Origin of the sequence: Chryseobacterium sp. (assembly GCF_019236175.1) — a bacterium.
GTDB lineage: Bacteria > Bacteroidota > Bacteroidia > Flavobacteriales > Weeksellaceae > Chryseobacterium.
The window spans coordinates 171,798-186,152 of the sequence record NZ_JAFAJM010000024.1 but is presented as its reverse complement, the minus strand read 5'-3'; the positions used below and the strand labels follow the sequence as shown (position 1 = coordinate 186,152).

At 35.6% G+C, this 14,355-nt stretch carries 11 protein-coding genes; 6 read left to right on the top strand and 5 right to left on the bottom strand.

From position 1 onward, the window contains the following. Nucleotides 1-29 precede the first annotated feature (29 nt). Both JO178_RS20770 and JO178_RS20765 read right to left on the bottom strand, forming a co-directional pair. Nucleotides 30-752 (bottom strand): phytanoyl-CoA dioxygenase family protein, encoded by a 723-nt coding sequence (locus JO178_RS20770; RefSeq protein ID WP_291940123.1) that lies wholly within the window; start codon nucleotides 750-752, stop codon nucleotides 30-32. Between the two features lie 6 nt (nucleotides 753-758). Then, nucleotides 759-2,009, bottom strand: coding sequence for a cation:dicarboxylase symporter family transporter (locus tag JO178_RS20765; RefSeq protein WP_291940121.1), 1,251 nt, complete (start codon nucleotides 2,007-2,009; stop codon nucleotides 759-761). A gap of 221 nt (nucleotides 2,010-2,230) precedes the next feature. Between JO178_RS20765 and JO178_RS20760 the strand changes: the two genes are divergently transcribed. The 5 genes from JO178_RS20760 (at nucleotide 2,231) to JO178_RS20740 (ending at nucleotide 10,834) form a co-directional block, all read left to right on the top strand. Next, nucleotides 2,231-2,722 (top strand): BON domain-containing protein, encoded by a 492-nt coding sequence (locus JO178_RS20760; RefSeq protein WP_291940119.1) that lies wholly within the window; start codon nucleotides 2,231-2,233, stop codon nucleotides 2,720-2,722. 6 nt (nucleotides 2,723-2,728) lie between these two features. After that, on the top strand, nucleotides 2,729-3,148 hold the full coding sequence (locus JO178_RS20755) for an SH3 domain-containing protein (protein ID WP_291940117.1): 420 nt from the start codon (nucleotides 2,729-2,731) through the stop codon (nucleotides 3,146-3,148). 94 nt (nucleotides 3,149-3,242) lie between these two features. Further along, nucleotides 3,243-5,957 (top strand): outer membrane beta-barrel protein, encoded by a 2,715-nt coding sequence (locus JO178_RS20750; RefSeq protein WP_291940115.1) that lies wholly within the window; start codon nucleotides 3,243-3,245, stop codon nucleotides 5,955-5,957. 140 nt (nucleotides 5,958-6,097) lie between these two features. Further along, nucleotides 6,098-8,815, top strand: a complete 2,718-nt coding sequence (locus JO178_RS20745; RefSeq protein ID WP_291940113.1) for a TonB-dependent receptor — start codon at nucleotides 6,098-6,100, stop codon at nucleotides 8,813-8,815. Between the two features lie 159 nt (nucleotides 8,816-8,974). Continuing rightward, the gene (locus JO178_RS20740; protein ID WP_291940112.1) at nucleotides 8,975-10,834 is read left to right on the top strand and encodes a CocE/NonD family hydrolase; all 1,860 of its coding nucleotides are present in this window, start codon (nucleotides 8,975-8,977) and stop codon (nucleotides 10,832-10,834) included. A 109-nt stretch (nucleotides 10,835-10,943) separates the two neighbouring features. Here JO178_RS20740 and JO178_RS20735 read toward each other — a convergent pair whose 3' ends face one another. From JO178_RS20735 to speB, 3 genes are all read right to left on the bottom strand, one after another. Next, entirely contained in the window at nucleotides 10,944-11,555 is a 612-nt protein-coding gene (locus JO178_RS20735) for an alpha-ketoglutarate-dependent dioxygenase AlkB (RefSeq protein WP_291940110.1), read from the bottom strand. A gap of 104 nt (nucleotides 11,556-11,659) precedes the next feature. Continuing rightward, nucleotides 11,660-12,502 carry a methylated-DNA--[protein]-cysteine S-methyltransferase gene (locus tag JO178_RS20730; protein WP_291940109.1) on the bottom strand — a complete coding sequence of 281 codons (843 nt, stop codon included), beginning with the start codon at nucleotides 12,500-12,502 and terminating at the stop codon, nucleotides 11,660-11,662. A gap of 69 nt (nucleotides 12,503-12,571) precedes the next feature. Next, on the bottom strand, nucleotides 12,572-13,429 hold the full coding sequence (gene speB, locus JO178_RS20725) for an agmatinase (protein WP_264517161.1): 858 nt from the start codon (nucleotides 13,427-13,429) through the stop codon (nucleotides 12,572-12,574). A 184-nt stretch (nucleotides 13,430-13,613) separates the two neighbouring features. On the opposite strand from speB, the gene JO178_RS20720 reads away from it, so the two are divergent. Then, complete coding sequence (locus JO178_RS20720) at nucleotides 13,614-14,273, top strand: HAD family phosphatase (protein ID WP_291940106.1); 660 nt, start codon at nucleotides 13,614-13,616, stop codon at nucleotides 14,271-14,273. Nucleotides 14,274-14,355 lie beyond the last annotated feature (82 nt).

Here is a 14,355-nt window from a genome sequence, read left to right as displayed (position 1 = left end):
TTCTGAAGAGGGATGTTTTTTGATAAGACTTAATTTATTCTTTCAGACCACCTCAGTACTTCCGGCAGCTCTTTATCTGAAAATTCAATATGAATTACTCTTCTTTTCTTCGCGTTGGTTGTTCTGTTGGACCCGTGAAGACTAAGAGGCTTCATGATCATCACCCCCCCCTTTTCTACTTCACAGATGATTTCAGTCTCTACATTCCAGTCTATGTTTTCCGGTCTGTAAATTCCTTTCGCATGAGATTTGGGTATCACTTTTAATGCTCCGTTGTGACCATCGGTATCATCCAGATGAATTCTGATGGTATAGATATTTTCCAGAACAGGTAACGGAGGCTGAACGGCAAACTGATTTTGTTTAGTTGTCCAAGGCCCGAAATCCGGTAATTCCAGTTTTTTATCTACCGAAATGGTCAGATCCTGATGATAAGCCACATACCAGTTGGAGGTTTCCGGCTTGTCAAAATAAATGCTTTTTACCACAAAATATTTTTCTCCGAAAATCTCTCTTACTATTCTTTTTATATTTTCATTAAAGATGAGGTCCTTAATTTCCGGAACTTCTTTTAAAAACTGTCTTATGGCAAAAAGATCTTCAGACTTCCTGAAGTTTTCACGAGAAGTATCTATACTGTCTAAAACACGGATAATCTCTTCAGTTTCTTCATTGGAAAAGACCGCATTGATAATGGAAAAGCCATATTCAAGAATATGGCTTTTGTATAATTCCAAGTTTTTTAAACTCATCTCTGTTTAAATTTTATCCAAAGGTTCTGTCAGCTGCCCTTCCCATTTTGATACTGCAGAAGTAGCCAGTGTATTTCCTAACACGTTGGTCATACTTCTTCCCATATCACAGAAATGGTCGATTGGAAGAATCAGTGCAATTCCTTCCGGCGGAATACCGAACATGGAGCATGTGGCTACGATAATAACCAAAGAAGCTCTCGGTACCCCGGCAATTCCTTTTGAGGTAAGCATAAGTACGAGAAGCATTGTAATCTGCTGTCCAAGGGTCATTTCAATCCCGTAGATCTGTGCGATAAAAATGGAAGCAAATGTCATATACATCATACTTCCGTCAAGATTGAAAGAATATCCTAAAGGTAAAATAAAGGATACCACTCTGCTGTTACACCCGAATTTCTCAAGTTCTTCCACCAGTTTAGGAAATACGGCTTCTGAACTCGTTGTAGAAAAGGCGATTAATAATGGTTCTTTAATTCTCTTCAATAAATCGAAAAGACGATTACCTAAAATGAAATAGCCTACCAGTAAAAGAACCAGCCAAAGTACTCCTAATGCAAAAAAGAAGTCTCTAAGGTAAATTGCATATACTTTAAATATTTCAAAACCATTGGTGGCTACTACCGCTGCAATGGCTCCCAATACACCAAGTGGAGCAAACCACATGATATACCCCACCATTTTAAGGATTCCATGGGCTATAATGTCAAAAAGCTTGACTACCGGTTTTGAGTATTCTTCACCCAAATTAGCCAGGGCAACCCCAAACATAATGGCAAATACTACGATCTGCAATACTTCATTGGTAGCGAAGGCTTCAAATAAACTTTTAGGGATCATGTGCTTTACGAAGTCTTCCATGGAAAAACTTTTACTGCTTTTAAGAAGTTCATCAGCAGATGCAACATCCTGTACCGGCAGCTTGGTTACATGTCCCGGCTCCAGCCAGTTCACCAGCATCAATCCTATAAAAAGGGAAACCAGAGAGGCGGAAATAAACCAAAGCATTGCTTTTGTTCCTACTCTTCCGATCATTTTGATATCACTCATTTTGGCAATTCCCACAACAAGAGTCGTAAATACCAATGGCGCAATAATCATTTGTACCAGTCTGATGAAAACAGTTCCTAACAATTTGATGTTCTTGGAAAAAGGTTCTGCACTTTCCGGATATTTCACGTGTACTATGCCTCCGATTCCGACTCCCAGAATAAGGGCAATGACAATCGCTACAAAAAGTTTATTTTGTCCTTTCATATATATAGTTCAATTTGCGCAAATATAATGGTTTTTGAATTGGCAGAAGATTTTATTCAAATTGAGTTCAATGTCGCATTAAGCTTTTGAAACATAAAAATTAATTCATTGGTTTAGAAAATATTGCAAAAAATTTAAGAAACATTTATTGAATTTTTATTCCTTTGGTATAAATTTTATTATTACATTTGATTGTATAACAACATTAATAAATATACAATATGAAAAAAACTATCGCAATGGCTGCATTAGCTGTAGCTGTATCTTTCGGAGCAGTTTCTTGCAAAAAGAAAGTTTCTGATGCCGATCTTCAGACTCAGGCTACCACAGTAGTAACTTCTAATCCCAATGCTTCTGTTGAAGTAAAAGAAGGTGTAGCTCACTTAAGCGGAACTTTCGCTGACCAACAGTCTAAAGATGCGATGATTGCAAAATTAAAAGCGATCAGCGGAGTAAAAGACGTAATGGATATGTCTACTATAGCAGCTGCTGCGCCTACAGCGACACCGGTTGAAACTAAATCTGCTGTAGATCCTGCTGTTCAGAAAAAAGTACAGGATGCTGTAAAAGATTTCCCGTCTGTAAAAGTAGAAGTAGTAAACGGAGAACTTACCCTTACCGGGAACGTTTCCAGCTTACAGGCAAGAAAAATCAAAGAATCTGTGGATGCTTTGAAAATCGGGAAGTATAACAATAACCTAATTGTAAAATAATTTAAGATGAGCGAATTACAAGATAAATATTCAAGCGTAGTTTCAGCAGCACAGTCTGCAGGAATTTCAAACCTTCAGGTTCAGGAGCAGGACGGAATTTTATATGTTTCCGGAAATGCATCTAACACTGCGGCAAAAGATGCAGTATGGAATGCTTTAGGAGCTATTGATTCTACTTATTCTGCTTCAGATATCAATATCGATGTACAGGTAGCCGGTTTGGCTTCAGGAGCTGCTTTAACAGTAGCAACTGAAGAATCGAACCTTAACATCAGACAGGAGCCTTCTACGGAAGCTGCTGTGGTAGGAAAAGCTGCAAAAGGATCTTCAGTAACTTTAATTGAGCAGACTTCTGACGACTGGTGGAAAGTAAAAACTGCCGATGGCCAGGAAGGATATGCGTATTCCAGATATCTGAGAGCATAATCTTTATGTAAAAAATAATATTTTTCTACAAAAATTATAGAAACATTCCTACATAGGAATGTTTTTTTTTATTTGTATCTTCCAAAAAAAACCGATGAAAAAAATTCTGTGGCTATTGATGCTGATGGGCAATCTCATGTTCATACGTGCCCAACATTTATATATTGAAGGCAAAGTATACAGCTCTGAAAAAAAAGCTGTAGAACATGCTACAGTATATTTACTCAAAGAAAAAGATTCATCTATTATCAATTATACCGCAACCAATAAAGAAGGTAAATTTTCATTAAAAACTGATGAGCTAAAGGAACATTCAATTCTGAAGATAGATGCAGAAAAATTAACTTCTTATTTCAAAAAATTTGAAAAAATCAGTAGCCCTGTATCATTAGGAGATATTGAACTTAAGAAAAACCAGGTTGTTAATATTGATGAAATAAAAATATCTGTAGCTCCGATAAAAATAAAAAAAGATACGATAGAATTCAACGCATCATTCCTCAAGGTACGCCCAGACAGCAAAATAGATGAATTACTGAAGCAGATTCCGGGGGTAGAAATAAGTAATGATAAGAAAATCACAGTAAACGGAAAGGAGGTAGATCAGGTTATGATTAATGGAAAGCCTTTTTTTGATAAAACCGGTAAAATAGCTCTTCAAAATCTTCCTGCTGATATTATTAGAAATATTCAGTTTACCACCAGCAAAACAAAAGAAGAAGAACTGAGTGGAAATGCTCCGCAATCCAACAAAGTAACGGTTAATTTTAATATTGATGAAAAAAAGAATAAAGGTCTTTTATCCAGACTTACATTGGGATATGGATCCGATAATCGTTACGAAGGCAGTGGATTTGTGAACTACTTTAAAAAGGATACCAAAATCAGTCTTCTTGCTTCGTCCAATAATATAAACTCTCAGGGCTTCTCAAATGATGAGGTCTTTGACAGTATGGGATATGCAAGAAACTCCTCGATACTATCATCGGGTAATGATAGTCCGGGTATCCAGAAATCTACAACCATAGGCTTCAATTATAGTGATAAGCTAAGTAAGGACACGGATCTGAATACGCTTAGCCTTATATATTCCAACTCTGATACTGAAAGCCAATCTAAAGGATCAAGAAGTACCCTTCTCCCTGGGTACACACTGAAGAATAACTCTGAAAGTAATGGCAAAAATGAATTCAAACAATATAATTTTGAAACAACAGCTGATATTAAAATTGATTCTTTAACCCATATCTATTTTTCTCCCACTTTTACAAGAACAGAAAGTTTTAGTATTAGCAGATCAAGCTCCTCAACATTGAGAGACGGTATACTTCTTAATGACAGCAACTCTTATAACACAACTGGTTCTGAAGACAATACCTTCACTCCCAGTATCCAGATTTACAGAAAACTGAAAAAAAAAGGCAACATGCTTTCTTTTGAAATGAATAGTACTATTACGGAATCCAAAAGAAACAGTATCAATACTTCACAAAATAGATTTTATCAGGGGACGGATGCTAATGATGACAGAAACCAACTTTCAAAAAATAAGATAAAAGGCAATGAATATCAATTTTCTGCAGGATATAGCAGAGCTGTTTCAGATTCTGTCAAAATAGGCATCAATATACGTTATAGTGCTAAACAGAATGGTAATTTAAGAGATGTTTATGATTTTGATCCCACTACAGAAACATATTCTGTTCAGAGTGTAGCATTATCCAATAGTATGGAACAAAAAATTAATCAGGTCACTCCGGAAGTTTCGTTTAACCTTATTAAACATAAACTCTATATTTCAGCTACAGCCCATCTGAATATTTCAGATATGAAAATTAATTCCGTGTATAATAATACATCATATGCCCTTCAGAAAAATTTTGTACTTCCTGGCTATGTGGTAAATGCTCAATATTCTCTATCCGAAAATAATAGTTTACGTTTTTATAACTCTTCCATGCTAACCATTCCGGGAATGGAACAGCTGACGCCTTATCTGGATACCTCTAATCCTTTCATAACGTACACCGGAAATCCCAACCTTAAAAACACTTGGACAAACAACAGTTCTCTCTATTTCTATAATTACAATTTTATAAAAAACACAAACTACTTTTTTAATATTGATTTCGGTTATAGAAATAATGATATTGCCAATTATTCCCGATATGATAATTCGGGAAAACAGCTTGTTACTTATAACAATATAAGTGGTAATAAGAGTATTGGGTTACGAGGAAGTTATAGTAAAAATTTTAAGTGGAAAGAAAATAAACTTATGATCAATCCCCGTTTCATTATGCAATACTACTACAATAAGGGATTTATCAATGGGCAGCTTTTCACAACTCATTCATATACCTTTAACTCCGAATTGAGTCTTACTTATGAACTTAAAGATAAAATAACTGTCAAACCCTCTTACAAAATTGGATATAATTTCTCAAAATATAACAATTATAGTATAGATAAAGTGAGTGCAACCAGCCAATCTCTACAACTAGAGCTTACAAATTACCTTTTCAAAAGCAATCTCTTATTCGGAAACGATTTTGAATACAACACCAACTCTACTATTGCCTCAGGTTTCAAGAGAGATTTTTATTTCTGGAATACCAGTCTCGGATATTCATTTTATAAAAAACAATTCACAGCAAAGGTGAAAATTTATGATGTACTGAACCAAAATCAAAGTGTGAAAAGAACAATTACCAATTCTTATTTTGAAGATCGTGAAGATCTGATCCTGAAACGATACATTATGTTTTCCCTGAGTATGTCACTGAACAAATTTGCAGAAAAAAAATAATCTTGTAAATTCTTACTTCAATCAATTTCTTGTCAGATCTTATAAAAAAACAAATATTTTGAAAAGAAGTTTATAAACATCATGATAAGTACCTAAATATTGGGATGTTTTTTTATTTTTACCACTTTGAAAAAGACCCGATGAAGAAAATCTTACCGATACTGATTTTAGTATGCAATGTTCTGTTGGTACCTGCTCAAAAATTACATATTGACGGAACTGTATCTGATTTAGGAAAAAAACCGGTTGAAAATGCCACCATATATTTACTGAAAGCGAAAGATTCCTCTATTATCAATTATACTTCCACCAATAAAGAAGGCAGATTTTCATTAAAAACAGATGAAGTAAAAGAACCTTCATTTCTGAAAATTGATGCTGAAAAACTTTCATATTCCAGGAAATTTGAAAAAATTGATCAGTCACTGGCTTTAGGAAACATAGAACTTGAGAAAAAAACGATTATTGCCATTGATGAGGTAAAAATTAGCGTGGCACCGGTAAAAATAAAAAACGATACGATTGAATTCAACGCATCAGCTATTAAAGTACGTCCAGATAGTAAAGTAGAGGAACTTTTGAAGCAAATTCCCGGAGTAGAAATCAGTAATGACGGGAAAATTACCGCCAACGGTAAAGAAGTGGATCAGGTAATGGTTAATGGAAAACCTTTCTTTGATAAAGACGGAAAAATTGCTCTTCAGAATCTACCCGCAGATATTATTAAAAATATCCAGTTTACAACCACGAAAACCAAGGAAGAAGAACTTAGCGGAAGGTCACCGAAATCTCAGAATACAACCATTAATTTCAATATTGATGAAAAGAAAAACAAGGGTCTTCTTTCAAGAATTACTGTCGGATACGGCTCAGATAAACGGTATGAAGGAAGCGGACTGCTGAGTTATTTCAAAGGAAATACAAAGATCAGCCTTCTAGCTTCCTCCAACAATATCAATTCGAAAAGTATTTCTGCTGATGATGTATTTGATAATATGGGACACGGCAGAGGCTCCGGGATGCAGAATAACAGTACGGGAATTCAAAGATCCGGTACGATTGGGCTAAACTATAATGACAAATTCGGTGAAGATGCAGATCTTGACAACCTGAGTTTAAAGTACTCGAATTCCAATATGGAAAGCCGTTCAAAAGTTTCCAGAACGACCCTTCTTCCCGATTACACGCTCAAAACCAATTCTGAAAGTAGCGGAGAAAATGAATCCAAAGACTATAGTTTTGACAGTTCAGCCAGAATAAAACTGGATTCTCTGACCAATATCTATATCTCCCCTTCCTTTTCAAGATCAGAAAATAACAGCTTCAGCCGGTCACTGTCTTCCACTTTAAGAGACGGAAAACTCCTGAATGAAAGCGAATCGAACACTAATACAAATTCTGAAGGAAATACTTTCAGTCCCAATATCTATTTTTCTAAAAATTTCAAGAAAAAAGGCCGCCTGATTTCTGCAACAATGAACGGTACCATCTCCGAATCCAAAAGCAATACAATCAATCAGTCACTGAATACATTTTATGATGAATCCGGCACGACTACAGACAATCGTGATCAGCTTCAGAAAAACAAAAACCAAAGCAATAATTACACTTTCAGTGCAGGCTATACGGAACCGGTTTCAGATTCTGCAACAGTAAGTCTTGAATTACAATACAGTTCAAAACTCTCAAGAGATGCAAGAAACTTCAGTGATTTTGATCCTGCTACCGGACAATATTCAAAATACAATATACTTCTTTCAAACAGTATGGACCAAAGGATCAATCAGCTTTCTCCTGAGCTTTCTTATTCTCTTAATAAAAAGAAACTTAACCTCTGGAGTTCTGTAGCACTTGACATTTCAGATATGAAGGTGGGCTCCGTCTTTAAAGGCCAGCAATATGATCTTCAAAAGAATTTTGTACTTCCGCGTTACACCATAAATTTTCAATATGCTTTCTCGGAGGGTAAAAGATTAAATCTTTACAATTATTCCAGTTTTAATATTCCCGGTGCAGAACAGCTGATTCCTTATAAAGATGAATCCAATCCGCTCTCTACCTTCACGGGGAATCCTGATTTAAAAAATACATGGACAACCAGTAGCGGCGCTACTTTCAGTAGCTTTAATATGGTGAAAAATTTTAATTATTACATCAATATAGGCTTTGTGTACAGAAATAATGATGTGATCAATTATACCAAATATGATAATTCGGGGAAACAGATTATTACTTACGATAATATAAGTGGTAACAAAAGCTTAAATGTGGGTACCGGTCTCAGTAAAACTTATAAATGGAATAACAACAAACTGACCATCAGCCCGAGATTTAATATGAGCTATGCATACAATAATGGTTTTATCAATGGACAGCCATTTAAAAGCAATTCATACAATCTTAATCCGGGATTGAATCTGGGTTATGAAATCAAAGATAAGTTTACCGTAAAACCATCCTACAGACTAGGATACAGTTTCTCAAATTATTCCAATTACAGTGTTGACAGGGTCAATACAGCCAATCAGTCTTTAAGACTGGAACTCACTAATTATCTTTTCCAAAGCAGATTTGTTTTTGGAAATGACTTTGAATACAATACCAATTCTAATATTGCTCCGGGATTCAAAAAGGATTTTTATTTCTGGAACACCAGTGTCGGATATTCATTCTTTAAAAAGCAACTTACGGCAAAAGTGAAAATTTATGATGTACTGAACCAAAATCAAAGTGTGAAAAGAACCATTACAGATTCTTATTTTGAAGATCGTGAAGATCTGATCCTGAAACGATACATTATGTTTTCACTGAGTATGAAACTCAATAAATTTGCCGGTAAAAAAATGAAAAACAAGTAAATAATTGTCATAAGTTTTTGAAATCCAATTGTGACAAATTTTCTACCCGATTAAATATATTTAATAAAATACAAACCTATTTCACTTTTTGAAGGAAGATTAACACCATAAAGCATTACAGCAGCATTATTATGTTTAAATTAGCCGTAAATTTTATTTATGAAAATCCATTTTTCAATTTTGTTTACGCTTTTTTTCCTTCTCGGGAAAGCCCAGAAAACGGAACAGAAAGACAGTTTCGTTAAGGATAATTTCACCAAGAAAGAATTTTACATTCCGATGCGTGACGGAATAAAACTTTTCACTTCCGTATATATCCCGAAAGATATTTCGAATAAGAACAAATATCCTTTTCTGATGCAGAGAACCTGCTACAGTGTTGCACCTTATGGTGAAAATGAATACAAAACCAAAGTAGGTCCGAATGCTTATCTGATGAAAGACAAATACATATTTGTGTATCAGGATGTACGCGGAAGATACATGAGTGAAGGGACTTTTACCAATATGACTCCACAAGTGGAGCGCAAAACAAAAAAAGATGTGGATGAGAGCACAGATACGTACGATACCATCGAATGGCTTTTGAAAAACGTGAAAGACAACAATGGCAAAGTAGGACAATTCGGAACTTCATACCCTGGATTCTATACTGCTGTAGGAACTTTGGCTCAGCATCCCGCTTTAGTAGCCTCTTCTCCTCAGGCTCCGATTTCTGATTTCTGGAATGACGACTTTCTTCATAACGGAAGATTTATGCTGGGATACTTCAGAACCCTTCCTGTTTTCGGAGTTCAGAAAACAAAACCGGAAAATCAGGCGTGGTATATGGATTCTTTCATTAAGCAGACTTCCGAGGACGGCCTGAAATTCTACAGAGAACTGGGAACCCTTAAAGAGGGTTATGAGAAATATTACAAAAATAATTTCTTTATGACTGAAATTATGAATCATCCCAATTATGATGAATTCTGGCAAAAAAGAAGTCTTCTTCCTCATCTGAAGAACATCAGCCATGCGGTAATGACAGTGGGCGGATGGTTTGATGCAGAAGACCTTTCAGGACCATTGAATATTTATAAAACGATTGAAAAGACAAGCCCTAAAGCCAAAAACACAATCGTAATGGGACCTTTCTCTCATGGTGGCTGGTCTCAGGAACAAGGGAAACACTTCCATAGTGAAACCTATTTTGGGGACAGTATTGCTACGTATTATCAGAAAAATGTTGAAACCAAATTCTTTAACCATTATCTGAAGGGGAATACCAAAGAAGACGCCGGGCTTCCTGAAGCTCTGATGTATGACACCGGTGCTAAAGAATGGAAAGAATTTGCTTCTTATCCTCCTAAGAATGCACAAAAGGTTAATTTTTATTTAGCAGATAAGACCCTGAAAAAAACTTCAGGACAAGGATATTCCGAATATTACAGTGATCCGGAAAATCCGGTCTTAAGTTCCGATCATTTAAAGGATTTTAATGGTTTTACTCCCAAAAATTATATGTCTGAAGATCAGAGATTCGCAGAGGGAAGACCTGATGTGCTTACGTTTACTACAGATGTGCTAACGGAAGATATTGCTTTTGCAGGAGAAATTATGGCAAAACTTAATATTTCGTCTTCCTCTACTGATGCTGACTTTGCAGTAAAACTGATCGATGTATATCCTGAAGATTTCAAACCTCTGGAAAAGAAAGACGGTGTGATTTACGGAAACTATCACCAGATGGTAAGAAGTGAAATAATGCCTGCAAGATTCAGGAACTCAAGAGAAAAGGGAGAAGCATTGGTTGCTAATCAAAAAACGGCAGTTAATTTCCGACTTCAGGATGTTGTTCACACTTTTAAAAAAGGACATAAGATCCAGATTCAGATCAGCAGCACCTGGTTTCCGCTTTTTGCGATCAATCCGCAGAAATTTATGGATAACCCAAACTTTGCTTCCAAGGAAGATTATACCAAAGCATTTATTAAAGTATACGGTGACAGTTCTATTGAAGCTGACATTCTAAAATAAACTAAAAAAAGCTGTTCAGGTGAGCAGCTTTTTTTTTGAATCTTTCTTATATTTTGCCTAAAGATATTTAAGAGGGTTTTAGTCTACATCTATTGATAAAACAGGCATTTTATTCTTCAATCGTTCTAAAAGTAAGATTTACTCTTGGCGTTTTTACCTTTGTCGTCGGTGGAAGCCTGTGAAGCCAATGATCCTGTGTCGTTCCCTTCATTACTAATAAACTTCCGTTTTCCAGAAAGATTTCCACTTTTTCTTTCGTTGTTTTATGTTTGAACAGAAACTTCCTTTCTGCTCCGAATGTAAGCGAAGCAATAGCTCCGTGTTTTTTAAGGTCAGTTTCCCCGTCACTGTGATAAGCCATTCCTTCATTACCGTCATGGTACAGATTAAGCAGGCAGGAATTATAGGTTTCCCCGGTAACTTCTTCACATTTCTGCTTTAATTCCAGCAGTTCGGGAGTCCAGAATTTAGCATACTTAGTCCGGTTTGAATAGGTATATTCAAAAGCTTTTTCTCCGAACCAGGCAACTTTTCGTTTTGTGAGAATAAGCTTCCCGAAGATCACAGCTTCGTCATGTTCCCACGGAATCTGATTCAACAGATAATGATAGTAAAAATCAGATTTCTCTTTTAAAAAAACTTTCCCGTAATAATGAGCTGTTCCATCATGCGGAAGTATATTGATTGGATCATCTGATATTTCTTCGAATAAGCTTTCCATAATTTTGTACAAGTATAATATCGGATGTATAATGTATATGAAGACTGATACATACTGCTTCATACATTCTTCGTTCTATCAAGTTTAAACCACAAAGGATTGTATTACGAATACATCTGTGAACTTTCCCAACCCATAATAAGCTGCTTTCTTTCACTTCCCCAACGATATCCTCCGAGGTGTCCTGTGGACTGAATAACACGATGACAAGGAATCAGAAAAGCTACAGGATTATTCCCGATGGCAGTTCCCACTGCTCTTGAAGCTTTAGGATTTCCTATTTTTTCTGCCAGCGTTCCGTAAGTAGACAATTTTCCCATAGGAATTGTCAGTAAACTTTCCCATACTTTCAATTGAAAATCGGTTCCTTTTAAATGAAGTTTGATGGTATTGAGCTTCGTCCAGTCTTTATCGAATATAGATAATGCATTTTTCTGAAGTACATCCTGTTTTTCAAAAAAAGAAGCATTGGGAAACTTATGTTTCAAATCTCCCAATGCTGTTTCTTTATCGTTTTCAAAAGCCATATAGCAGATTCCTTTTTCTGTGGAAGCAACCACTACATTTCCAAACGGACTTTCTGAAAAACTATAATTAATGACAAGATTCTTTCCTCCGTTTTTATATTCTGCAGGAGACATTCCTTCTATTTTTACAAACAGATCATGAAGTCTGCTTGTACTGGAAAACCCTGTTTCATAAGCCGTATCGAAAAGACTTGCTTTTTCTTCCTTCAATAAATTCTTTGCATGTTCAAGACTGATGAACTGCAAAAATTTTTTCGGACTTGTTCCTGCCCAATCCGTGAATATCTTCTGAAAATGAGCCGGACTCAGGTGAATATTTTCTGCCACTTCCTCCAAACTTGGCTGAAGCCTGAAATTGCTCTGGATATATGCTATCGCTTTAGCAATTCTGTTATAATCTATTTGATTTTGTGTGGACATTGTATTCTGTTTTTACCTCACAAATTTCCTAAGAATATACGGCAGAAAAAATCCGATTCTTGCGGAATATTAGTTGTTGTTATAAATATCGTTATAAGCAAGCATTTTGTAATATAGTTTAGCAGCAAGGAAAGCTGTAGGCTTAGCCATTGGAGAATCCATTAATTCTACAATATCAAATGCTACTACGTTACATTTTTCGAATACTTTTCTTAATAGTTCTAATGTTGGATACCATTGTAATCCACCTGGCTCAGGAGTTCCTGTAGATGGAGCAATAGAAGGATCAAAAGCATCAAGGTCAATTGTAATATATACGTTTCCTGAAACTTTCTCCAATACATCATTCACCCAGTTCTCATTGTTAGCAATCTCATGAGCAAAGAATACTCTTCCTTCCGGTAAATATTGAGCTTCTTCAGCATCCATAGAACGGATTCCCACCTGAACTAAGTTATGCTTCTGGTTAGCTTCAAACACAGCACAAGCGTGGTTAGAAGTAGAACCGTGGAACTCAGGACGTAAATCTGTGTGAGCATCTAACTGAAGAACGGTAAGGTTTTCAAATTTCTCACCCACTGCACGGATAGAACCGATAGAAACAGAATGCTCTCCTCCGAATAAAGTAAATACTTTCCCTTCATTATTCAAAAGCTCTTTGGTTTTCTGATAAACAGCTTCTGTCATTGCTTCCGGACTAGAATTTTCAGAAACTTCTCCTGCTAAATAAACTCCCTGAAGGTAAGGCTCTGTCTGTGTTTCAATATCATAAAGCTCCATGTTTTCAGAAGCATTTAAGAATAATTCAGGGCCCTTATCAGCTCCTTTTCCCCATGTTGAAGTTCCATCATAAGGAACAGTTACCAACATTACTTTCGAATTCTCTAACGTGGCGTTCTCTTCTGGAATTCCTGCGTATGTTTTCATATATAATTATTAATTAAAAAATTAAATGATTGAAAGACTAAAATATTTCACAAAGATACAAAATAGCAACTGAGTAAAAATGCTCAATACACGTTATGATTTTTTATTCCCTTTCTGATTTTTTAATTTTTTAAATCGTTTAATCTTTGAATTTTAAAAGTTATTTTTGTTTAAATTTAATTTTATGTCTTTAAAAGCTGTACTTTTCGATATGGACGGAGTCATTGTAGATACGGAACCATTACATAGAAAAGCCTATTTCAAAACGTTTGATGAGTTGGAGATTACAGTTTCCGAAGATCTATACACTTCTTTTACAGGAGCTTCCACCAAGAGAGTCTTTGAAACATTAATTGAGAAATACAATTTAAACCGGACTTATGAAACGATGGCTGATATCAAAAGATCTCATTTTAAAAATTATTTCGATAATGATGAAGAATTTGATTTAATTCCGGGGGTTAGAAAACTGATTGAACATTATTATGAAAATGATATCAAACTCATTCTGGCTTCTTCAGCAACAATGACTACCATTAATATGGTTTTTGGAAAATTCGGACTTGAGAAATATTTCAGCGGAAAGATCAGCGGGGCCGATTTAAAAGAATCCAAACCTCACCCTGAAGTCTTCCTGTTAGCTGCTGAAATGGCCGGGGAACCGGTAGAAAACTGTATGGTCATTGAAGATTCCACCAATGGAATTTTGGCAGCCCACAGAGCGAAAATCTTCTGTGCAGCTTACAGAAGTCCTCATTCAAAAAATCAGGATTATACGTTAGCAGATACTGTTGTTTCGGATTATGAAGACCTTGAACTGGATAAAATTTCAACCTATTTTTAAATAAAAAAGCTCTCAGGAAATCTGAGAGCTTTTATTTTGTATAGATTTTGGCTAAAGCCAACTTTTAATTTTGATTAAACGG